This is a genomic window from Nostoc sp. FACHB-190 (assembly GCF_014696905.1).
Classification (GTDB): Bacteria; Cyanobacteriota; Cyanobacteriia; order Cyanobacteriales; family Nostocaceae; genus Nostoc_B.
On record NZ_JACJQW010000043.1, the window covers coordinates 1 to 22,672 of the forward strand.

The window sequence follows — 22,672 nt, forward strand, 5'->3', positions numbered from 1 at the left end:
CAATTCATTGAACAACGATTGAAAATCAAGGTGATGCTCGTTGATTTCTAGCTCTACCAAATCTGAAGTTTGTGATGTGATTGTTGCCCACGGGGGGAGATTTAGCGAAACATCTTTTAAGTAGAATTTCAAATTTGCACCTCAGATTCAGCAGTAGTTTCTACAAATGGCTCGATACAGTCCATTGCTTCCCCCAGATAATGCAATACATCACCTAAGTGAGTTTTCATCTCTAGGTCAACATCACCACGATTTGCTAATGCCAGCCATTGGACATCTTGAGCGTTCGTCTTTGACGTTGGCGCAGCCATCGTTTGAAGCTGGACGTAGCAGCTATTAAATGTCTTGAGTATTTCACTCGGTTCCATATTTCATACCCCTTGGACAATTCCAGGAAAAATCTACAAATTGTAATCTTGGTTACAACATATTTGTAATGACTTGGTGGTAGGCAATCATTCTTGAATTACAACTGCGATCGCTTGGTGTGATTAAATCTGAACCTTCCCTAAGCCACAGCCCCCAAACGCTCCGCGTTTGCCTTTCTGATGACACCAGCCGCTTGCATAAACTCATCTAATGCGAGTACCGCACTCAACGGCTCCTGATGCCGAATGTTGTCTACAGCGTTTGACCAGTGCGTGAGATGCTCGAATACCAAACCCAGCATTGAATCACCTTTATATACCCGATAAACTCTGGGACACGAACCATTGCAATAAACCAACTTGTAGCCAGAGATGGATAATATCTCTGCGTTTGGGTCTGTTGGGGGCAGCAGAATTTTATGCGTTGGCCCTTCGGGCAAGCAGGTTAAATCATTTGTCTCTATTTGTGGCATGATAGAAAATCTTGATTACAGTTTGGAGGCGATTGCTTGATGTTTATGCAATCGCCATTTTTCAGCCAACAATGTTGCAACTGACACTAGACTTTGGGGAAGTTGTTTTCATCCAAAGTCATCAGTTGTCAGGCTCAAGTCTACTTTTAGCGTCCAGACCGGGTGAGCAATTGGGAGTATGTCAATGCGCTTCCACTTTGAACCGATGAATGTGGCTAATGCCGAAAAACTGACAAACTGGCATTACGAGCCACCGTACCAAATGTATAACAACACATCTGACCCAACGGTGATTGAGTATTTTGTAGATCCTCAAAACGCTTACTACAGCATTCTTGACAATGATGAACTGGTTGCCTTTTGCTGCTTTGGTAAAGAAGCCCAAGTGCCAGGAGGCGATTATCAAAGAGAAGCACTCGACATCGGCTTAGGAGTGCGACCAGACTTAACAGGACAGGGAAACGGACAGACGTATATTGCAGATGTCCTGGAATTGGCTCGTGTAACTTTCAACCCCCAATTCTTACGCGTTACAGTCGCAGCATTCAATCAACGTGCGCTCCGAGCTTGGCAAAAAGCTGGGTTTGTCAGGGTACAATCGTTTCTTGCACAAAACACTCAACAGCCATTCATTGTACTGGTAAGCCATTTTTGAACAAGATTCACCTTGTGTTCTGATTTATGCCATGATTAAAAATCTTGATAACAATCTGGAACGGAGGCGATTGCTTGGAGAGTACACAATCGCCCTTTTTCTTAACTACGCCGCAACCAACTCATGTACTGGCTCATACTCCGCCAGCATCAGCCATTCTTCAGGAGTTATTTGATCAAACGGCTTATCCAGCAAATCCAAAGCCTCGCCAGGGCTTTCCGGCTGCGGCAGTAAAGACTGGACGTAGCAATAAGTACCGTTTTTGTAAACGATTTCTTTCAGGCGCTTGCTGTTGTGATATATGCCGTCGTCTCGGAGTTCGTAACCTAGAACTTCACACGCTTCGGCAATTTTAGCCATCACCTCGTTCCCTGTTGTAGCAGAAGAGGCAGGCGTGCAGGGCGCAGAGGGGAAAGATTCTCTCCCATGCTCCCCGCTCCCTGCTCCTTGTCCTCTTTTTGTACTGGCAGAGAGCCTTTTTTGTAGTACCAAGAAATATCGTCAAAAGATTTCTGCCACCAAGCACGACGGAATACTTCTTGGTTGTTCACCTCGACTACCCAAGGTTGCGTTAAGTCTTTGTGATCATAAGTGATTCGGGCGATGAGCTTTTGTCCGTCGTAAATCTCGTAGTTGTAGAAGTCGATTTTTACTGAGCGCAGTTGTTGTGTTGTTGTAATCTGTGGCATGATAGTAATCTCAAATAATTGGTAAAGCGATCGCACTGTTTGGAAGACAGGCGATCGCCTTTTGTTTTGAACGAGAACGTTGTAGGAATCCACAACGCACTCAGCGAAATTTAGCGAAGCTTGATTACAAGTAAGAAATGCCATTGCTTACCAAAGGGAGGGCAATCGCACTTTTGTTGTTACCTGTGGTAGAAAAAGTACTGTATCTTTTCACTTCAATCTCACCTTAGATGTAGCAAAGCTGTAATTGAAGGTACTTTATTTATCTGCTCTATTTCTGATAGATTTCGCTGTACAGTACACTGCACAAGCTCATGTTAATCCGTTCTGCTACACCAGATGATGTACCCGCAGTTCTACCAATGGTGGCCAAGATTTGTGCTTTACACGAGTCTTGGGATAACGCCAAATATGGTTTCGTAGCACATATAGAACAGCGTTACGAAAAATGGTTAACGCGAATGGCGCAAAACGAGCGTACCGTATTTTTAGTAGCAGAAGATAACGGACAACTTGTAGCATTTCTCATCTCAGCAATAGAGCAAGAAATACCAATTTACCGTTTACAGGAATATGCGTTTATTTACGATCTGTGGGTAGAGCCAGAACACCGTCAAAAAGGTATTGCTCGACAGATGGTCATGCTGTGTGTAGAACGTTTTAAACAAATGGGAATCAAGCAGATTCGATTAGATACAGCAGTCGAGAATGAAAACGCCCGAAAGTTGTTTACATCCTGTGGTTTTCGGTTCAGTAATATCGAAATGCTCCGAGAAATTGATTCTTAGTCAAAAAGTGCGATCGCAGCCCTCATAAAATTGCGATGCCTAACGGCAAGCCCTCCGGGTTCAGGGATTCAGACTCGACGGGAACCGCCAAGACTCTGGCCCCTTCACCGCAGAGCGTCTACGCATTTCTCGTGATTAGCGAAAGTGGTCTATGGCTTGATGTCCGTTGATTGCATCTCCAGGCTCCCCCTTTACCCAGTCTTGCGACCTTGTGCTATACCCCAGGATCATGTCTCAGGACTATGTTTGGACTCGGACGTTAACTCAATTTGTTTGACTGCAACTCTTTTACCGTTCAGGTGGCGGCAGTTGCTATTCCTTTGCCTTGATTACTATAGTGCAACTAAAAGTTGCGATTGTCAACCCCTAATTGCACAATTTTGGTTTCTCTCAAACACAACAATTCAGCTAATGTACAGTTAAATACCTTACACAACCCTGCCACAAGCTCAGGGGAAGCACCCTTAACATCTGAATAAGTCTCCATTCTGTGCAAATACTGGCGAGAAATTTCAACATCATTCTCGGCAAGCTTTTTAGACAATGCCATCAATGGCATCTCACCACGTAACGAGCGCATTTTCTCCCCACGCTCCTTTGTCCATTTAATTGACCCCACCTCACTTAGTGGTAGCATTACAACCTCTTCTTCTTTTTCTTGCCTTGCCATATTATGCAATATTTAGTTGACAAATTCAATAGTTATCTGCAACTATAAGTATCAGGGCAAAGCACAAGCGATCGCCACTCGATCGATATAGAAAAAAGTACCGTTTGATCGCTCAGAGTAGCAGGTGATGAGTAATTATCACTAGCCTACAACTTTTCATTACAGAACTTAAGAAACCCCAGGCGGCATCCTTGCAATGCAGCGACAGTTCCGTGCATCAAAAATTCGGAGGAACTATGGACGAGATCACATTTCAAATCAAGGACGAGTTAGGATTTTGCACCCGTCAAAATGATGGGGTTAGCGGAATGACCATTACGGCTCTAGCTAATTTTTGCGGGACAGAACAACACACCATCACTCAGTTGCTCAAAAAAATTCGTGATTCCGATTTCAAAACGAACGAACTTGCAGAATGCTTGAAGCCCTTTGCCAGCAAAGAATTACGAACTTCACTAAATGACAGTTATGGAACAGTATTAGTCGGTTTTGATGCTTGCAAAGCAATCACTAAATATTTTGCTTGTACTGCTAGAAAATACAAAGGTAGAAACATTGCCAGAATGAGATTTGCACAAATTGAGGCTTTGTTGTCATACGGTTTAACAGTAAGTGAGGCATTAAACACAACAATTGAAAATACCAAGAACCTAAAAGTAAGAGCAGATTCTCATAAACGTATTTTTAAACAAGGTACTCAAGGCACTGAACGTAAAATTCAAATGCGTTTTGAGAAGGAATTGAAAGGAAAAACGAATGTAATAGTACCTACTGGTTACATAGACGTATTAACTTCTACAGAAATTATAGAAATAAAACAAGCCTCTGATTGGAAATACGCAGTAGGTCAAGTAACGTGCTACGCCCTATACTACCCGTCACATCAAAAGCGATTGCATTTATTTGGTGATACTCACGAAAAATTCCAACAGTTAGTACAAGAGTGCTGCTTGAAATTAAATATTCGTGTGACTTGGGAAGAAACGCTCACAGAATAAACACTGCTTTTCAAAAATGAATGGTACTGGCAGATATACCAAAAAGCCAAAACTGCTAATACTTCTCAAATTTATTAATTACTATCAATAGCAATTTTATGACACTAGAATTCACGTTTGAACTGGCTCAAAAGTTGCACAATAGCAACCAGATTATAGATTTTGACTGGGCTTGGTCAGTGCTGGGATATAGCCGAAAAGATAGTGCCAAGCGAATGCTGACTGGATACTTTGAACAAAACTTCGATTATTTCGTACAACTTCCAGATGAATCGCCCCAAGCCTTACCCCATGATATTTTCCACATTGATGTGGAAAACTCAAAAGCAGGTAGACCAGTCGAAAAAATTTATTTGACACTGGAATGTTTTAAAGAAATGGGGATGCTGTCTAAGAGTGAACAAGGTAGACAAATACGCAAATACTTTCTGCAATGCGAAACCATTGCAAAAGAATCAGTCAAGCTAATTCCTCATCTGCAACAACAAATCCAGGAATTACAACAAAATTTCGCAGACCTCCAAGCCCAAATCCAAAACTTGTTACCGCCCTCAGCCGACTTCATGCCCCCCGGCTGGGATGCCGAAGTTTGGCGATCGCTTCCTTCGCAGGATAAACGACACTTCCGCTTTTTGTACCGCCGCCGCAACTTTCGACCATCCCAGGAAAATCAACCGTTAGCCCTTCCTGCTGCAACCGTTGAGCAGATGAAGGAACGGCAACGGGCTGAGGTTGAGCGTTTGGTTGGGGAAGTATCGCCCGAAGAGAAACAGCAATTTCAGGCAGCGAAGCTCCAAAAGCTCAGGGAATTTTGGTCGCAAGCATCCGTTGAAGAACAAAAGGATATGCCGTTTTAGGAGATACAGGAGATAAGCAAATGAGTAGCGTTAATCCTGCTGAGAGATTTTCAATCTTAGTCATATTGCGTCGAGAATACCTCGACATCACGGGCAACTTCTGTGCAGCGAAGCTGATTGAGTATTTCCGGCATTGGACAAACTGGAAGATCAAAAATCATCGCACTTCTTGGGTCTACCAGCCACTCAAGAAAATCTATGCTGATTTGATGGGTGAGCATAGTCTTCACGTCATTAGGAAGGCGATCGCTCTGCTTGAGGAGATGGGGATTATCGAGAAGCAGAAGAATCCTGGTAACGGGCAAGATAAAACTTGGCAGTATAAATTGAACTTTGATGTACTGAATAACCTGCTTGAACCTCGCAGGTGCAAAACTGAACGTTCGAGATTCACTGTAGAACAACACCACAGAAACCATCCTGAAGCTTCTAAGCCACAACAACACGTTGCTGCTGAGGAAAGAAAAAGTGACATGGAAGAAACCGAGATATTGGACTACGACGAAGAAGGGGAGCAAATCGAGATTGTTGACTACACCTCAGAACCAGAACAACCCAAAATTGTTAACTACGACCAAGAACCAATTCGCCAAACCACAGAACCAGAGCAACCCCAAATCACTCGCTCCGTTGATGAACAAGAAATGGATAACTCAACTAACGAGGAAGACCATCATGAGGACGAACTTTCCGGGGCGGCGGCTAAAGCTGATTTAAATGTGCCTAAGCAAGAGATTGCGGAGGTTTGTAACGAGTTGAGGCGGTTGCGGATCAATCCTCAGCCTTGCTTGGGTGTGGTCAAGAAGTATTGGGATAATGTTCAGGGAGCGATCGCTAGGGTCAAAGATGCGATCGCAGAAGGTTGGTGTGATAATCCGACTGGGCTGTTTATCAACTCCTGTAAGAGTGGGGCTAAGGGGAAAAACACCGTTACCGCAGATGTTAGTGCTTGGTTTGAGTGGGCGCGGCGGCAGCGGATTGTGTTGGCGATGTCGGGTAACGTGGTTTATACGGTCGATGGGGAGGCTGTTGAGTTAGCCGAGATGATGCGGCGGTTTCCGGTGAAAGAATAAAAGCAGCAACAATTGAAACAAGCCACTCTCAAAAATTAATTCGACGATAAATTTCAGTTAGCGGAACTTCTACGTTTAAACTGTGCAGGAAGATAGATCGCTCAAGACTAGAATGAACTTGCCATAGCCAGCGATCGTTGCTGTTACCCTCCTGGTTATAATACTGCTCGATGTAGGGTTCTGTTTGGCTCACCAGCAGATATTCACAAAAGCTTTCAAGTGAGCGATATTTTCTAAACTTATCGCCCCGATCATAAGCTTCAGTCGAGGGCGAAAGAACTTCAACTATGAGTAAAGGATTAACAATTTCATCATTGCGCTCATCGTTGAATTCTGGGGAACCTTGAACAATCATCAAATCTGTATAAGTCCCACACTGATATTCCTCAATCCAAACGCGCAAATCACCGTTATACAAACGAAAATCAGTATCTCTAAGCAAAAAGCCCAAGTAAATTAATAAGTTACTAGCAATCGCACTGTGGGCTTCCGAGCCTCCCGACATAGTAATAATTTCTCCATTGCGGTATTCATGGCGTTCTAGGCTGGTTTGTTCCATAACCCGATACTCGTCTAGCGTCAGGCGAGTTGTTACCATATTTGAGGAGCTAGTTTCAGCAAAGACCACAATTAGAAAGACCTCTTAAAATAATTAGCTCTAACACTATTATCTGCAACTGGATAAAAAATTGGCAAAACTCGTAATCCTTCCCCACTGAAGGCTACTGCAACCCCTCGCTTTGCATCAAGCCCTAATCTGCCAACTACTAAGGATTCCCAACAGCCCCCTCATCAGTCCCCTTGAGAGCTTTTCGAGCCAGCTTGACGTAAGTTTTCACTGTCTCCGGTTTCATCTCCAAGTCAGTTGCGATCGCCCCCAAAGAATCCCCATATTCTCGACGGGCTAGTACAGTCGCCCACGTCACAGCAATTCTATCGGTACGATCGCCCCCCCTGCGTTTTCGCTGCTCAGTGAATATTTCCGTCAGTTCTTCAATCCGTTGAGCCAGCATATCAGTAATCAACTGCTCGGCTGTAGCTGAATTTAGGGATGCGCCTCTCAAATCGATAATCTTTGGTAAGTTGATTAACCACTGCTTGAGAAACAATGCCACTCGTTGAGATAGCGCATTGATATGCCAGTGATAGATTTGGTTGGCGACTAGTTTCAGTTGCTTGCCACTAGGTAGCAGTTGACCTTCCAGTGCGGAGATAGTAAAGGCTTTTTCTGACTCGCCATCGTGCAGGTAGGCTGATAACTCTGGGTCAACTTGGCGCACTTGGTCGAGAAACCAAGCGTGGAGTCCAATCGTATATTGCGAGTAGAGAGAAGCCGTTGCTGTTGCCTCTAAATCAAACACTAAGCCTACCAGTTCCGTTTCATCTGTCCACGTAGGAACTGAGTCTTTCGGTGTTGATTTAGCTCTAGGCTTGCGCTTGGGGGCTGTGGCTGCTCTGGGCATCGTATGGGTTGAGTCGAAGAATGTTGAATATTTTAGGCGATTTCATCCCCCTTTGGGGAAAATTATTAATGAGCAGAGGTAAGTAGCTAAACAAAATTAATTACACAAATTTAAGCCATGAAACCCTTATATAGACTAGAAACGTATGTGTAAATAATTCTGTGTGATTACTTAACGGCTGGGATGGCGATCACTGAGTTGAGTCCCCTTGAGGGGTAATGAGGTTTGGAAACCTAAACGGTTCATCATGAAAACCGAGAACCATTTAGCTGTTTCAGTCCCCTTGCGGGGTAATCAGGTTTGGAAACCTAAGCCCAGCGTTAATGTTGCATATAAACCAGCAGGTTTCAGTCCCCTTGCGGGGTAATCAGGTTTGGAAACCTGAAGCTGATGTATGGACACGTCAATCTAGTGAAGTTTCAGTCCCCTTGCGGGGTAATCAGGTTTGGAAACGATTGAGGCGTTAGGTAATTAAACGGATGCAAATGTTTCAGTCCCCTTGCGGGGTAATCAGGTTTGGAAACAGGAACAACAGAACCAATTGCCGCACCAGCAGAAGGTTTCAGTCCCCTTGCGGGGTAATCAGGTTTGGAAACCAAGAATATTGCCGCACCTGACTGCACTTCTTGAAGACATCAGTTTCAGTCCCCTTGCGGGGTAATCAGGTTTGGAAACTTCAATGGAAAGGCACAGATGCCTGTATAGATTTGTATTGGTTTCAGTCCCCTTGCGGGGTAATCAGGTTTGGAAACTTTAATAATGTCTGTATTTTAGTTAATGATGAGGTGTTTCAGTCCCCTTGCGGGGTAATCAGGTTTGGAAACTAGGAGATTTATAAATGATGGATATGAAATAAAAGCGTTTCAGTCCCCTTGCGGGGTAATCAGGTTTGGAAACGCTATCTCTTTATTCTTTTCCTCTAGTTCTGTGGTCGTTTCAGTCCCCTTGCGGGGTAATCAGGTTTGGAAACAAATGGATATAAGACTTATATTCAAGTCTTTTCTTCTGTTTCAGTCCCCTTGCGGGGTAATCAGGTTTGGAAACCTGGGTGTAAGTAATTTCCTCCTTGTCGAAGCTCAAAAGTTTCAGTCCCCTTGCGGGGTAATCAGGTTTGGAAACACAATCATTGTCTCAGTGCCGATCGCGGGATGAGGGGTTTCAGTCCCCTTGCGGGGTAATCAGGTTTGGAAACGTGGCAGTTGAGAATCAACGCATTGGTGAAGAAAAGTTTCAGTCCCCTTGCGGGGTAATCAGGTTTGGAAACTTGATGGATTAATAAGCGTATTCAATAATTCTTTTAGGTTTCAGTCCCCTTGCGGGGTAATCAGGTTTGGAAACTATGGTTGGAATGGTGGTGCATGGATTGAGGGGAAGTTTCAGTCCCCTTGCGGGGTAATCAGGTTTGGAAACTGATACGGTAATTGATTGTTTCTACGATAAAGTATGTTTCAGTCCCCTTGCGGGGTAATCAGGTTTGGAAACACTCAAATCTACTTCCAGTCGCTCACAGTAAGTTTGGTTTCAGTCCCCTTGCGGGGTAATCAGGTTTGGAAACCTGTATAGCCTTGTCATAAGTTCTAGGAATTTTAGCTGTCTGTTTCAGTCCCCTTGCGGGGTAATCAGGTTTGGAAACTGCAATGGGAGATTGTAAGTAATGGATATAAATAATTTTTGTTTCAGTCCCCTTGCGGGGTAATCAGGTTTGGAAACAGAATAGAAGCCAAAGCTACGGATAACGAAACTAAGTTGTTTCAGTCCCCTTGCGGGGTAATCAGGTTTGGAAACCTGAGATATTTTGATTTGTTCTTTAAGTGTTAATTGTTTCAGTCCCCTTGCGGGGTAATCAGGTTTGGAAACTCTAAGCGAAGATTCAATAGTATTTTTGCTAGTTGTTTCAGTCCCCTTGCGGGGTAATCAGGTTTGGAAACCTTGACGATGATGATTTGATGACGACAGAAGAAAGTTTCAGTCCCCTTGCGGGGTAATCAGGTTTGGAAACGGAGAGGTAACAGGATTAGATGAACTTGAGTTGCTGTTTCAGTCCCCTTGCGGGGTAATCAGGTTTGGAAACCTATTTCTAATGTTCTTGGCGAAGCACAGGAATACTCGTTTCAGTCCCCTTGCGGGGTAATCAGGTTTGGAAACCTTGGGATCATCTTCAGTTGTTAAGCCATCTGTTCGGTTTCAGTCCCCTTGCGGGGTAATCAGGTTTGGAAACACTCAAGCCTTGGTGCTGGTGAGTGGGACTTTCATAGTTTCAGTCCCCTTGCGGGGTAATCAGGTTTGGAAACCAAAAGACTTTGAGTGCAGTAACTGCGTAGGTACGTTTCAGTCCCCTTGCGGGGTAATCAGGTTTGGAAACACTAAGCAGTGGGTTGCTATCTCAGTTAACCCATTACGGTTTCAGTCCCCTTGCGGGGTAATCAGGTTTGGAAACATTTAATATCTTTATAGATACTAGCCAAATCCCCTGTAAAAGTTTCAGTCCCCTTGCGGGGTAATCAGGTTTGGAAACTTTTATGTCTGCTGCTAATCGTGGAATGGAAAAAGTTGTTTCAGTCCCCTTGCGGGGTAATCAGGTTTGGAAACTCGTATATCGGGCGATCGCTCATCTTCAATTAACAATAACGTTTCAGTCCCCTTGCGGGGTAATCAGGTTTGGAAACTTTTCTATTACAGAATATCCCAGAATCTTTTGCTGGTTTCAGTCCCCTTGCGGGGTAATCAGGTTTGGAAACCAAGTCCCTGTAGAGTTGCGGTCTAAAATAGACCAGTTTCAGTCCCCTTGCGGGGTAATCAGGTTTGGAAACCTTAACCGAAGGTGCAACACTTGGAGAAAGTGTATTGGTGTTTCAGTCCCCTTGCGGGGTAATCAGGTTTGGAAACCGCCCGGTTCTGAAACTATTACAGGGCAAGCCTCCTGGGAAGCGATTTGACGAGTCGAAAATTTTGGTCATTTTCAGCCTCTCTTATTGCAAATTATTTGCAGCTTTCCCATTTTATGAAACGCTATAACTATTATTTTGTCAAGGTTCTGGCGATTTTGACGAGTCTCCAGGGTTTTTGACCCCGCTTTGACTCGACAATCATCAAGTCGATACCTTCATCTATCATAAGACGATTGTTTGCTCTTGTCGAGGAATTTCCGAACCATACGTGATGGTTCTTCTCACTGCACCTGCATCAAGCACGTATATTCGTACAGCATCTTCTTCTGGCTTGACTAATTTTTCTATTTTGGTCTGTAGTGTAGCAAATTGAACGTTTGTTAAGAAGCACTCGAATACACTGTATTGAGTCCATTTACCATAGCCAGACAACAATTTGTGTAAACGAGTGCGACGTTTGTTAGCTGCTTTGTTATCTGGCAGATCATAAATAATTAGATAGAACAAGGTAGTCATCGCAAAGCAAGAGCTTTATAAGGAATACCTTCTTGCAAATGCCGACTGAGCAAGCGGGCTTGAAGTTCGATTGCCCGACGATAAGTGCATCGGTATTCAAAAACAGGATGTTTGAATTCGTCATTCATCTTACGCTCAAATGCTTGCAAAAAAGATTTTCGGGCAGCTTCTTTTAAACGATAAGCACCCAAACTTTCAGAAAAATCTTGTGGTTGTATTTCACGTTTATGTAATACTGTCAATACCACATTATCAGCTATCAAGGCGCGAAATTCTTCCATTAAATCCAGTACCATTGATGGCTGACCGTGATGAACTTCGTGTAAGTATCCAATATATGGGTCTAACCCAGCAACATGAACCGCAGCTGTTACTTGAACGCGCAATAAACCATAAGCAAAACTGAGTAGTGAATTCACTGGATCGGTAGGAGGACGACGATTTCTGCCATTAAAAGTCCACTGTTTTCCAACCATACTTGGCCAACAAGCAAAATATTCTCGTGCAGCTAAACCTTCAATTCCTCTTACTTGGTCTATAGTTTTCTGATTTTTAACTTGGCTTTTACGTTCTTTAAGAGGATTATTTCGTTCATTATTCCGATATAAAACTTGATATTGATTGTGAATTTTAGCTGCCACAATTGCTTTGACTAATTCCAAACGCTGCACAGGATCGTTATAAAGTTGATACTGTGCCAGTCGCAATTGTCCGTTACGGGAGTAACCAGGGAGTGCCGACCCCAAATATTTACCGAAGTTAGAAAGGTAATGAATGGGCATACCTAGCTCTAAAGCATAAACAAGAGCATCGCCTGTAACTTGAGGATTGCCCATAAGGACTACTTGCTCTACAGTTTGTGCTGGAATACTTTGTTTTTTCCAAGAACCATCTTCTTGCTTTAAAGCTATATTAAAAGCTTCATAGTTCTTGCTCAAAACAGCATCAGGTTGGGTAACGTAAAGAACTGACATATCAAAGGTGTGTAATTAGTAGTGAATAAAATTTGTTAATGAACTTGCACTGATTCAACCATCAGTTTCAGCAGCTTGTAAGTTTTGTAATTGTTTAACTTCAACAGGTAGACAAATTCCTTGGAGACTGCATGAAAGGCATTTTTTAGGATGACTAATCGGAGCAGGCATAGCCTTATTAGCAGCAAGTTGAGCAAGAGCGATCGCCTGCTCAGTCATTTGTCTTAATTGTGGGGTAAATGCCACTGTCTGTCTGCGGCGGTTAGCATGATAAAAAATATCGCCATAAGCAATATTGCGCCCGGTGCGTTCTTCCAAACACAAAGCTGCCGCACAAAGTTGAAAATGGTCATTAAGATGCTGTGCCATCTTGCCTTTTTTATATTCCACAGGTACAAGTTGTCCGTCGCATTCTTCTACAGCATCGATGATCCCGGCAACTTTCAAGCGATCGCTCCAAACCCATTGCTGTTGATGAATTAGCATTCCGCCTTCTTGAAATGTTGTTTCTTCATTAACATTGCGGTGTATGTGGCGACCCAAAATAATGTGTTCGTTGTCTTCCATTTCACCCAGCACATATTCTAAATAAAATCTGCGTGGGCAATATTCCCAAGCGTTAAGATACGCCAGGGGCAAATAGTCCTCAGTCATATCAATTTTGAATTTTGAATTGTGAATTTTGAATTGATGTTTGTCCCATTCCCATTGTTGTTTTCCGACCTACTCCAGCAAAATGGGCGAAATGAGCTAAAACTGTCGCAATTTTTGCTTGTTCATTATCATTAAATCGGTACCTTACCCAACCTTCAGCTCCAATTTCTCCACCAACTTCTAACTTAAAAGCATGGGTTTTCAATTCAAAAGCTGAAACTAAACAATTCCATTTAATTTCGGGAAACTTTAATTGGGGTGGAGCAAAGTGGTTCCAACGCCGCAGTAGTCCATTAAAAACTAAATCTGGTAATGGAAATGGCTGTATTGCTCCACTCTGCTTAAAACTAGTAGGAGACAGAAATTGTAGTTTAATAGTGTTTTGAACAGGAATTTGCACTAACTTCTCAAAACTACTAGCATGGGAAATGTCTATCTCTTTGCTTAATCGGCAAGGAACACCTGCTAGATTTATTTCGCCTCCCAAATTGCTATGTATTCCCCAAAGCAAGGGTGCTAAGAGTTCTTGTTTAAGCAGAGTAATTCTTAGCTGTATTTTTTTTGACGAAAAATATTTTATTCCCAAGGTAAAGGGTACGCTTTCTTGCTGATGTAAATGTTGGGCTAAGGCAGGATTTGCATTAGCAAACCATTGAAAGCATTGAGCATGAATAGCTCTTCCTAATGTTGATGGTAATGATGCAGCAGCAACAAGAGAAATTTGAATCGTATGTAGAGTATCAGTATCGGTTTCAACTCCTACCATTTCATAGGCTTCTTGCTGCCATTCGACGTAATTACTTTGACTTATACGCCCACAGATGAGTTCCATCAGCTTCGGATACAAACTCAAATCCGGCATCACAGGCATAATTTTAGAGACACCAGCATGAGTCTTCAGCCCAATCCAGGCTGGTTGAGGTTGGGTTTGGGGCAACCAAGAGATTAATGGTGTGGGGTTAGTTACTGTTTGTGTGCGTTTGAGAACTAACTTTAACCCGGTTAAATTAGTTTCAATATCTTTGGTAAATGTCATAACGTGCGCTGCTAGATGTAAGTTGCACGGGGAGAAATCCAGGTTTGATTACTCGGTCTTTATCTGGTTGTGCTTTATCTGTGGAATAGGGATTGATGCGATTAAAAGTAGTTTTCTCACCCAAGTCGTCCATCGGCTGAACTGTAAAACCAAAAGTTGAATTGTGTTGAAACAACGGCTCAAGAGTTTGTTGGTTGTATTGTGGCAGGTATTGAAAAAAGCAACCCCGCTTACCAAAGTAGTTAATTAGAGAGAATAGTTGCTCTAACTGCGTTAAGCGGTCGCTGGGGCCGCAACAGATTTGCAAATGACCTTGCATATAAACCCATTCCCGAAAAACAAAACCATCTTGCATTGGTAAAGTAGAACGAGTTTTATCGGCTTTATCGGCAGTTTGGTCGTAATAACGAAGTTTGTAACCATTACGATTCACTACTAGTTTTTCAGGTGGGCAAACGTAAATTCTTAAGTCTCGAATCCAGTCAAATTGGCTTTTCATCCACTGCTCAAAGTCTCTTTGATGTTGTTCTCCTTGACTTTCCAGCAGAACTTTTAACAATGCCATTTTGATAGCATAAGGAGTAGGCACAAGGTTAGACCGAGCCGCCATACTAGTAGCATCCGAACGCTTCAGGGAGAAGAGGCTAACTGGTTGAAAGGTAACAGTTAGCCATTGCTTGGCATTTACTGGCAATTCTGGTTGAGGAGTGTTTGACTTATTCAATCGCTTCGGCATGGTCGCTCTCCCAAGGTTGTGCTTGCTCAATTAAGGTTTGAATTTGTGCGGCAAACTGAGCAATATTATCGAAATCAAAGCAAAGTATTGTATCTGCACCGTTAATATTGTTTAACGTATCAGCCAAGCTATGAATTTGATGGCTGTAGCTTGCTTCTAAAGAACTAATCATTGGTGCAGGACAACGGCGGGTACTAACAGTAATCACACCTTCAAAATGGTCAGGGTGAGGTAAGTTAGTATTGCGTTTTGCTCCGTTGGGTTGAAGATAGGTATACAAAACACTTTTGAGTAAAGCATCTAAACGTTTTTTACGTTCTGTCGCATTAATGCTGTATTTGAAAGTATGGGGATTGTAACCAATGCGAAATGCTTCAATGTTCAAGACAGTTGCATATAACCCAGAACTTAGTTGCACATTGTAAGGCGTTGGGTTATCCGTGCCGTACTTAGCATGAAAGTAACTTTGAGTCTTGACGAGAGTTGGTAAACCAACAACTGCACCAAACTCAATTACAGACTCGCGTTTGAGAGTTTGTCCGCCTTTGACTGTGACCATGAATCCTTCTAAATCACTCATGCTACAGCGTTGGATAACTTGATGGGTTTTAGCTGCTAAATCAGTGTCGGCATCTGTAAAAATTGGCAATCCTTTTTCTAAGTCATAACCGATGCGATCAGGATGAAATTGCTTGCCACCTTGGGATAATGCTAGTTCGTCTTGAATAGCAACACGATGTAAATGTTCTGCTTGAATGTGCTTGAGCATATCCCCAGAAACGCCATTGACAGAATCTGGTTCATTCATCCCTTTTTGAATAATGTAATAACGACGAGTTAGGGTTTGATTACCTTCGTTTCCTTCATTATTCAAAGCATGAAGCTGCCAAGACAAGGAACCACTAATAGAGATTGAGTAAGCTGTAAATTGTGTCTTAGTCATCGTTTGATTCTCCCGAAATTGCAGTATCGTCTAAGTCGTTAATATCTTGTTCAGTGTCAGTTTCTAAATCATCATTCTTAGGTTTAGTCCAACGAGCATAGCCATAAGCAATTAAGAGGTTGGCAACTAGTACAGTGTCATTTTCTGTAACTAATTCCACTAAGCGATCTAGGTCTTCTTTGGTTGTCCAAACTCGTTTAAGAGATTTACCTTTTCCTTGTAATTGCTCAGACAAGCGTAAATTCTCAGCTTCGTATTTTGCTAAAAAGTCAGTAATTTCCTTTAAGAAATCATTTTTTGAACCAGATTGGCTACTTAAACGTTGTGCTAAACCGTAAGTTCGCTGCCATTCCAGTTCTTTTAATCCTTCTTTTGTTTGTACTTTTCCTGCATATACAGTTGCTTGGTTAATTGCTTTGGCTATGCGTAAGAAACTGGGGTCTTGGGTAATTTTGATAAAGTCTGTATCCTTTTTGGTCATTGTGTTTAACCCTGCAACGGAAAATAAACGTGGCGGTCTAGCTTTCGGATCTGCCAGCCGTTTAATAACATAATCTGCATAACTAATTTGAAAAGGGAAAAATTGACGCAAACTTGTGCCAGTAATAAAGTCTCGATAAGCAGTTAATAGTTCACTGTGTCCATCCTCTGCTGACAAAGTGCTAATTACCCACAGATGCTCTTGTAAAACACTTTGGTAATCTGCTAATTCTTGAGAATTTTCTGGACGAATCCAAGCAGGAAGCCCTAAACTGAAGACTTCTTTAACTCCGTAAACTTGACCTTTAGAACCAAAATGAGTTCCAACAAAGCTCTTGACAAAATGGTTAATCGGTTCCCAAATATCAAATTCATCAACTTCTGCATCAGCTTGAGAAGCGTGGTTATTTAAGAGTTCTTGACAAAATCGCAAAACCAACTCCGCATCGAATCTAGCTATACCATGCCCACCAGAAGGTGGATTATACTTACGCAGTTGATCTAGTACTTCTTTGTATTTACTCAATCGGATATCTTGAGGTTCTAGAACAACTACTCGCCAGTCAAAAACACGGTCAGCAATTTTAATCCGTTCAGTGACACCAAAGCTAAATAAACCCCCAGCAATCAACCATAAACTTAACCAATCTGCTTTTTGAGAATCTACTTTATTGCTATCTGCCTTAACTCGGTTAACTCCTTGAACTGATGTTGGTAGATAAATTTTGACTGCACTGGCTACCTCTGGCAATTTACAGTTAGTAGCTTGAGTAAATAATTTCTGACAACGGTTAGTTTCTGTATCCAGTTGAGAGTTAATCTCTTCACTAAATGCTTGGAATAGTGCAACCAGTAAAGCACCGTAGTTTTCTTTAAGTTGATATCCTAAGTGCCACAGTTCGTTATGATTGCGATCGTGCCTCATGGAGGTGAGAATTACTCCATTTTGAGTACTAGGATGGGGTGGTTTTGGCGCTTCTTCATTCCATTGCGGTTTACCCCGTTGCTGAAATACGTAGTCTTTATACAGTTTCCGTTTTTCGCTCTCCTTTACTGTGTCAAAAAAGTCTGTTTCTGAAGGAATTTTGCTGATGTCCGTTTTTTGACCTTTAACTGGTGGGAAAGGATTAGTATAATCAAGCTTGGCGATCTCCTCTAGATTTACAGCCTGTTTTAATTGGATGCGGTAGCGCGTACCTTCATCGAACAGCCCAACATCGCTTTTTTGATTTGTTTGTCTTAAGGCATACTCGACAAGTTGCACCAAACCCAGTAAAAGCAATGTATCAGCATAATTCCCGTATTTTTTAGTAACGAATAAATGCTCTATCATCTGGACGTTTGACCGATGAGAGTGGTGAACTGAATATGATTCTATACCCCGTTGGAAGAGGGGTATTCCAATCGCTTCAAAGCTATGTATTATGTAGTTGTACTGAATGCTGATCGCATAGTCTTAAAGCTCTGACCACCAGTAGATAAAGTTGCAAATACTCAATTTGGTCAGTAGTAAATCGATTCAAATCGAATTTTTGTTTGATTTGGTAAACATTTTTGCTGAGAGTGGCTGGTGGCAAGGATAAAGTAGGGGGTAGATACCGCAGCATTGTTTTCCAACTTTGAGCGATCGCTTGTTGTGCTTGCGGGTGTAGCTGTATGGTTTTAATCCGAGTTAAGTCTGATTGTTCCCATCCCCCAGCCCAAGCAGAGTGATGGCGGCCTGCTGCTAGTATGACTGTGTGCCGTATGTATTGCATCTGTTCTTTGTTGGCAGAGAAATCATTCTGTAATAAAGGCACTAAGCATTGATTCAAAATATCTTGAGCCAAGTATGCACTTTCGACAGCATGATTGGGACGCTGATGTTTTTTCTCGTAGGCTTTGAGAGCAGCTTTTTGCTCCTGGCATTCGGGATTATAGTCAGTGTGTGCCAGTAAGTGTGCTTTGGGGTTTTTGGCTTGGAATGAAGAGTGAGCGATCGCTTGCCATCCCCGCATTACTTCCTGCCATTTGGTTTGAAGTTTACCTAAGTCGTGGGTGAAAATAGCTAACAATACCAGCAATTCAAACAATGCTTCTGCTTGTTGCTGTTGGATTTGGGGAAAGATTTTGCTTTTAATTAATTGTCCGCCTGCTTTTAAAAGTTCATCTCGCACGCTCCCATAAACCTTATCAACAGCTTCACCATTTTTCAGAAGTTTAGTTTTAAAAGGTTTTCGCCAACAAGTCCACATATAGATCAAGTGACCAATATATGTATCCATGTGGTAGCGGTACTCATTTTTGATGAAGCGTTGTGGTTTTGGCGGTGATGCAAAACCATTCCCAAACTCATTGATACCAATCAGTAAACCTATGTGTTCGTCATAGTAGAGATAGCGGGGATTAACCAAAATCTGGATACTACTAACCAATGCCGCACGGGAGGTAATAGGAGTACAAACAGGTTGGCTGTAGGTTTCGGTTTTATCTTTTGGTGGTTCAATTCGCTTGAAGAGCCAATTTGCTCCAAAACCTGCACTCTGAAATTCCCTCCAGGCTTTGCAAAGAGTAGAGATCGGTACTGAAAAAGCTAGTAGTTTTCGAGGATCGATGGTTTCTTCTTCAATGTCAATCATTGGCGTTTGTTCCCAGACAAACAAGCTGCGATTATCTACGGAGCGAATTAACTCGCTGGCAGCAGATTGGCATCCTCTAAAATATGCAGCTTCAAAATGCTGTTCAAACTGCATTTGGTTATTTTGTCTGCGCTGTTGTTGTAATAAATCTTCTGCGGTGTGAACCTGATTAATCCAAGCTTCTTCAGTCCGAAATCCAACATTTTCGTGGGCTTGTGCTGAGTGGGTGTGTGCTTCTAAAACTTGCCATGTCAGTTCGCACGTTTCTTTAGAATAAGGCAGAAAGCTTTGCTTTTTAGGGTCAGATTCATCTTCTTCTAAATCCGCGATCGCTATGGCAGTCGAAGCTGGATTAACTTCAACTGTAGGATAAATAAAAACTTCTCCTTGCTCACTCGCAAATCGAGCGCATCGTCCTGCCCGTTGTAGAAGCGAGTTCATGGGGCAAAGTTGAGTGTACATGACTTGGCAAGTAATGTTGATTCCCGCTTCAATTACTTGCGTAGAAATCAAAACGTAGCAATTGCCATCATCTTTCCAATCTTGAGCAAATATAGTTTTGAGTTCGGTTTCTTTCTGGGCGCGGTGTTCTGGTAAGAATCTAGAGTGTAGAAGCGTAATGTGTAATCTGCCACCGTGGTTGAGTTCTTCTAAATCCCTGAATAATCCCTGAGCTTGAGAGACTGTGTTACAGATGACTATCACTCGTTTACGCCCGTAAGCTTGAATATCGTCTATGATGACTGAGGCGTTAAGCGGATGAGGTAGAGCTTGGAAGGTACGGCAGCGATGACCTTCTATCGCCTGTAAGTCTGCGTCTTCAATTTGAATAATTTCCATGACTAGTCAATCAAGTCTTTGATTTGGGTTGCAAGTTCATTTGTGAGTGTGGCGGTCATCAGTAAAAATGGTGCGATACCTTTGACCTGTTGCAAAACTTTAAGAACAGTAGCGAAAGAACGGTCTGGGTCAAGCAGGTGTAATTCATCAAATACTAAGTATGAAGCGAAAATTGCTCCTGAGTTCACATTAGCAGAACCACGACCAACTGAGTAGGGAATATTTAGGAAGCTGCTCAACATCTGGTCAATGGTGCAAAAAACGATATCACCTTCAAAACGCGGGTCTTCTGGGTTCTCTCCTGTTTGCAGAGTTATTACAGGGGAACGAGATGATGGATAAGCTTTTTCCCAGTTGTCAACTAAATTTTCAGCACGTTGGCGCAGACTGTTGGCTAGGGTTCGCAGGGGGACAACGTAAATCAGTTTATTGGGGAAATCAAGGTTGAGATGTTTAGCCAAAAGAAAAGGTGCGATCGCTGTTTCGGTTTTCCCTGAACCAGTGGGTGCGCGGAGAAGGATGTTTTGGTGGTTGAGGAGTTTAGTAATAGTTTCTCGTTGAAAGTTGCGCGGGGGGAAGGTGGTTAGGGTTTGGAAGTATTCATCTATCATGAATCAGTCTGAGTAAGAAATTTCGTCTCTAAACATACCGCATGGTTGGAAGAGGGGTTTTCCGAAAGGTTATGGCGGGAGGATGAAGGTTCAGACGAAAAAATTATTATGCACATAACAAAGATGATTCACTAATAATGAAACTAATCAATCCAATAATTTGATATTTTTAATTTGTCCATTATCTTTTAAAGCAGTAATTTGGACTTTAACCATTTGTCCTTCCTGTAAATACTTAGCTTTTTTGTGTTCATCTGTAGTTCGCTTAATATCAACTAACATTTTATAAGTGACTTTAATCCCAATGATTTTGATAACCTCCGCATCTAAAGTTTGACCAATTTGAAATTCTTGAGATGGTTTAGACTTTATAATTTCATTTTGGCAGTATGGCTTTAAATTATCTAAATTTAGGGTTTGATGTCTTCGATTGTCTGACATATCCATTACTTGAAATGGAGTTGGCAGTATCAGACGGCATTTATACTCATTAACTGTTTTATCATCTTCCTTAACAGGCTGACAGATGTAGTCATTTGTTGTTATGTCTCGTTCTATTTCCATGTATCGTGTTCTACTTACAGGTGGAAAAATATCCCATCTCAGCATAGTTAGTAACATTTTGATACGTGGTACATCCTTTAGCTTCAATTTTTCATAATCTTGTTTGTCTGGATAATCTTGGGGAAAGTCAGCTTCACTAATGTGCGTAGTTACATATTCCTCAAACTTCTGAATAAATTCTTTATGCTCATCATAAGTAGCAGGGCGATCGCCACTTAACCAGTTATTATCATCAAATAGCTGTGTGTATCGCTGCTTAGGTTCATTACGATATCGTTCATTAAGGGAAAGTTCATATTTTTCAATCATTACTGCACCCATACCTAATGGCTTTCCCATACCAAGGGAAAGCCGATATTTTTCTTTGCTATCAAGGCCAAGTAATTTGACTTTCTCTACATCTTCGACTGATAGGGTTAACACCCATAAAAGTGCACCCAGTTCTACATCACTGAGATTCTCAAAATAAATGGTGAACTCAAAAGAAACTCCTGATTGAATTGGCTTAATTTCCGTGTACTGGGATTGTTTATCTTTAATTTCAGCTTCAGTTGCTTTGGTTTTAATTCTGTCTATGCCTACATTTCCCTTATGCCAATATAGTTTATGTCCCCGAATTACTGTGTCTTGATTGGGTTGACTAGCATAGTGCTTCAGGCTTTTCTTTTCGTGGCTTTTTTGGACTAAGTAGTGCTGAAATGTTGTTGGTTTAGGAGTAGCCAGAATTTGTGGTGTAATGGTGTCATCAGTCAGCCAGATACCATTTTCTTCACTTTTATATTGAGCATCACTGAAAAATATACGTCCAGCACGAGATTTTTCCCGTTTTTCTTTTTTATTTTTATCAGAACCTTGTTCTTTGTTCTCGTTTTTACGCCTAACAAAGCCAAAAATGGCATCAGCTAAGTCAATTTTGTCAGATTCACCTACTTCTTCAGGGATAAAATCAACTGCTGATGCGGCTTTACCATCATTTTTAGGAGAATAAGGAATACGAAAGTTAGGACTTTGACCAAATAACCTAACTACCTGTTTGGACTTGATTTCACAGTATGAGAACATTTCACTGTAAAAAATAGGTCTGCCAGCTTCCAAAACTCCCATATTTTTATCAAATGGTTGCTGCTTTTGAAAATCTGTAAGTGCGTCACGGTAATGCTTGATAGCAGCATCATCAATTTTTAAAAGTTGAGTTCCGGTTTTGTCTTCAGCTAGCACAATGCCGTGATTTTGCCGAGGAGATTTACTGCTGTCACCCTCTTGCTTCATATTTCCGCTAGTTACAAGCCATCCTCTATATTGATAAGTGTTTGGATTGGCACTAATATTCTTGGCAAAAGTGCGTCCATTCTTTGAATAGGTAGTTTCAAAGCTTACCTCTTGATATTGTGGTAGATAACCTGCTTGATTTAAAGTAATAAATCTAGGAGTGAACTGATTAGCAATTGTTCGGATATCTTGTTCACCAGCTGCTCTTTTTGCTCTTCTATCCTCTTTAACCCAGACAAATGATGTATTATTATTTCCCGCAACTGTTTGGGAAACTGGACGAATAAACCAACCTTCTTGAGTTTCGACTAGATAACCAGCTTTTACACTTTTCAGCAAATCTTTATATAGTTCGTCCAAAGGATCTTGCTTATCAGCAGCAACTGCACGGAAGAAAAATTTTGAAGCATCTGAGACTCTTTCAATCTTGCCAAAGCTAACAATTTCAACTAGAGTTCTCACCATTCCACGCAAACTGCTACCAGGCAAAACGGGATACTGTTTTGAAG

Annotated in this window: 22 protein-coding genes and 1 CRISPR repeat array; of the genes, 5 read left to right on the top strand and 17 right to left on the bottom strand. The window is 41.9% G+C overall.

The window, feature by feature from the left end; all coding sequences use genetic code 11:
- Nucleotides 1–128: 128 nt before the first annotated feature.
- Nucleotides 129–368, bottom strand: coding sequence for a hypothetical protein (locus tag H6G28_RS30025; RefSeq protein WP_190676389.1), 240 nt, complete (start codon nucleotides 366–368; stop codon nucleotides 129–131).
- Between the two features lie 140 nt (nucleotides 369–508).
- Nucleotides 509–841, bottom strand: a complete 333-nt coding sequence (locus H6G28_RS30030; RefSeq protein WP_190676391.1) for a hypothetical protein — start codon at nucleotides 839–841, stop codon at nucleotides 509–511.
- A 184-nt stretch (nucleotides 842–1,025) separates the two neighbouring features.
- Here H6G28_RS30030 and H6G28_RS30035 point away from each other — a divergent pair, with 184 nt between their 5' ends.
- Nucleotides 1,026–1,496 carry a GNAT family N-acetyltransferase gene (locus tag H6G28_RS30035; RefSeq protein ID WP_190676393.1) on the top strand — a complete coding sequence of 157 codons (471 nt, stop codon included), beginning with the start codon at nucleotides 1,026–1,028 and terminating at the stop codon, nucleotides 1,494–1,496.
- Nucleotides 1,497–1,601: 105 nt separating this feature from the next.
- Here the strand turns inward: H6G28_RS30035 and H6G28_RS30040 are convergent, their stop codons facing one another.
- On the bottom strand, nucleotides 1,602–1,856 hold the full coding sequence (locus tag H6G28_RS30040; RefSeq protein ID WP_190676395.1) for a hypothetical protein: 255 nt from the start codon (nucleotides 1,854–1,856) through the stop codon (nucleotides 1,602–1,604).
- Nucleotides 1,856–2,278: a hypothetical protein gene (locus tag H6G28_RS30045; RefSeq protein ID WP_190676398.1), complete on the bottom strand. Its 423-nt coding sequence runs from the start codon at nucleotides 2,276–2,278 to the stop codon at nucleotides 1,856–1,858. Before H6G28_RS30045 ends, H6G28_RS30040 begins: the two co-directional genes overlap by 1 nt.
- Before the next feature lie 221 nt (nucleotides 2,279–2,499).
- Between H6G28_RS30045 and H6G28_RS30050 the strand changes: the two genes are divergently transcribed.
- A complete protein-coding gene (locus tag H6G28_RS30050; protein WP_190676400.1) occupies nucleotides 2,500–2,973 on the top strand; it encodes a GNAT family N-acetyltransferase in 474 nt (157 codons plus the stop codon).
- 343 nt (nucleotides 2,974–3,316) lie between these two features.
- Here the strand turns inward: H6G28_RS30050 and H6G28_RS30055 are convergent, their stop codons facing one another.
- Nucleotides 3,317–3,643: an XRE family transcriptional regulator gene (locus tag H6G28_RS30055; protein WP_242054673.1), complete on the bottom strand. Its 327-nt coding sequence runs from the start codon at nucleotides 3,641–3,643 to the stop codon at nucleotides 3,317–3,319.
- A 236-nt stretch (nucleotides 3,644–3,879) separates the two neighbouring features.
- Between H6G28_RS30055 and H6G28_RS30060 the strand changes: the two genes are divergently transcribed.
- The 3 genes from H6G28_RS30060 to H6G28_RS37085 all read left to right on the top strand — a co-directional run bounded on the left by H6G28_RS30060 (nucleotide 3,880) and on the right by H6G28_RS37085 (nucleotide 6,571).
- Complete coding sequence (locus H6G28_RS30060) at nucleotides 3,880–4,641, top strand: hypothetical protein (RefSeq protein WP_190676402.1); 762 nt, start codon at nucleotides 3,880–3,882, stop codon at nucleotides 4,639–4,641.
- Between the two features lie 98 nt (nucleotides 4,642–4,739).
- Nucleotides 4,740–5,498, top strand: coding sequence for a DNA-damage-inducible protein (locus H6G28_RS37080; protein WP_242054674.1), 759 nt, complete (start codon nucleotides 4,740–4,742; stop codon nucleotides 5,496–5,498).
- Nucleotides 5,499–5,518: 20 nt separating this feature from the next.
- Entirely contained in the window at nucleotides 5,519–6,571 is a 1,053-nt protein-coding gene (locus tag H6G28_RS37085; protein ID WP_242054675.1) for a hypothetical protein, read from the top strand.
- A 28-nt stretch (nucleotides 6,572–6,599) separates the two neighbouring features.
- Here the strand turns inward: H6G28_RS37085 and H6G28_RS30075 are convergent, their stop codons facing one another.
- The 12 genes from H6G28_RS30075 to H6G28_RS30130 all read right to left on the bottom strand — a co-directional run bounded on the left by H6G28_RS30075 (nucleotide 6,600) and on the right by H6G28_RS30130 (nucleotide 22,652).
- Nucleotides 6,600–7,199, bottom strand: coding sequence for a Uma2 family endonuclease (locus H6G28_RS30075; RefSeq protein WP_397330343.1), 600 nt, complete (start codon nucleotides 7,197–7,199; stop codon nucleotides 6,600–6,602).
- 139 nt (nucleotides 7,200–7,338) lie between these two features.
- The gene (locus tag H6G28_RS30080; RefSeq protein ID WP_190676405.1) at nucleotides 7,339–8,034 is read right to left on the bottom strand and encodes a hypothetical protein; all 696 of its coding nucleotides are present in this window, start codon (nucleotides 8,032–8,034) and stop codon (nucleotides 7,339–7,341) included.
- A 196-nt stretch (nucleotides 8,035–8,230) separates the two neighbouring features.
- Nucleotides 8,231–10,920: a CRISPR direct-repeat array (repeat unit 37 nt; unit sequence GTTTCAGTCCCCTTGCGGGGTAATCAGGTTTGGAAAC).
- 224 nt (nucleotides 10,921–11,144) lie between these two features.
- Nucleotides 11,145–11,438 (bottom strand): CRISPR-associated endonuclease Cas2, encoded by a 294-nt coding sequence (gene cas2 / locus H6G28_RS30085; protein ID WP_190594912.1) that lies wholly within the window; start codon nucleotides 11,436–11,438, stop codon nucleotides 11,145–11,147.
- Nucleotides 11,435–12,412 carry a type I-D CRISPR-associated endonuclease Cas1d gene (cas1d, locus tag H6G28_RS30090; protein ID WP_190676407.1) on the bottom strand — a complete coding sequence of 326 codons (978 nt, stop codon included), beginning with the start codon at nucleotides 12,410–12,412 and terminating at the stop codon, nucleotides 11,435–11,437. The genes cas2 and cas1d overlap by 4 nt, the downstream gene beginning before the upstream one ends.
- Nucleotides 12,413–12,466: 54 nt before the next feature.
- Complete coding sequence (cas4, locus tag H6G28_RS30095) at nucleotides 12,467–13,066, bottom strand: CRISPR-associated protein Cas4 (protein ID WP_190676409.1); 600 nt, start codon at nucleotides 13,064–13,066, stop codon at nucleotides 12,467–12,469.
- 1 nt (nucleotide 13,067) lies between these two features.
- On the bottom strand, nucleotides 13,068–14,102 hold the full coding sequence (gene cas6 / locus H6G28_RS30100; RefSeq protein WP_190676411.1) for a CRISPR system precrRNA processing endoribonuclease RAMP protein Cas6: 1,035 nt from the start codon (nucleotides 14,100–14,102) through the stop codon (nucleotides 13,068–13,070).
- Nucleotides 14,080–14,838 (bottom strand): hypothetical protein, encoded by a 759-nt coding sequence (locus H6G28_RS30105; protein ID WP_242049352.1) that lies wholly within the window; start codon nucleotides 14,836–14,838, stop codon nucleotides 14,080–14,082. The genes cas6 and H6G28_RS30105 overlap by 23 nt, the downstream gene beginning before the upstream one ends.
- Entirely contained in the window at nucleotides 14,819–15,781 is a 963-nt protein-coding gene (locus tag H6G28_RS30110) for a DevR family CRISPR-associated autoregulator (RefSeq protein WP_190676413.1), read from the bottom strand. Before H6G28_RS30110 ends, H6G28_RS30105 begins: the two co-directional genes overlap by 20 nt.
- On the bottom strand, nucleotides 15,774–17,594 hold the full coding sequence (locus H6G28_RS30115) for a hypothetical protein (RefSeq protein WP_190676415.1): 1,821 nt from the start codon (nucleotides 17,592–17,594) through the stop codon (nucleotides 15,774–15,776). The genes H6G28_RS30110 and H6G28_RS30115 overlap by 8 nt, the downstream gene beginning before the upstream one ends.
- A gap of 82 nt (nucleotides 17,595–17,676) precedes the next feature.
- On the bottom strand, nucleotides 17,677–19,719 hold the full coding sequence (gene cas3, locus H6G28_RS30120) for a CRISPR-associated helicase Cas3' (protein ID WP_190676417.1): 2,043 nt from the start codon (nucleotides 19,717–19,719) through the stop codon (nucleotides 17,677–17,679).
- A gap of 2 nt (nucleotides 19,720–19,721) precedes the next feature.
- On the bottom strand, nucleotides 19,722–20,330 hold the full coding sequence (locus tag H6G28_RS30125; protein ID WP_190676419.1) for a DEAD/DEAH box helicase: 609 nt from the start codon (nucleotides 20,328–20,330) through the stop codon (nucleotides 19,722–19,724).
- Between the two features lie 147 nt (nucleotides 20,331–20,477).
- The gene (locus tag H6G28_RS30130; RefSeq protein ID WP_242054676.1) at nucleotides 20,478–22,652 is read right to left on the bottom strand and encodes a TIGR03986 family type III CRISPR-associated RAMP protein; all 2,175 of its coding nucleotides are present in this window, start codon (nucleotides 22,650–22,652) and stop codon (nucleotides 20,478–20,480) included.
- Nucleotides 22,653–22,672 lie beyond the last annotated feature (20 nt).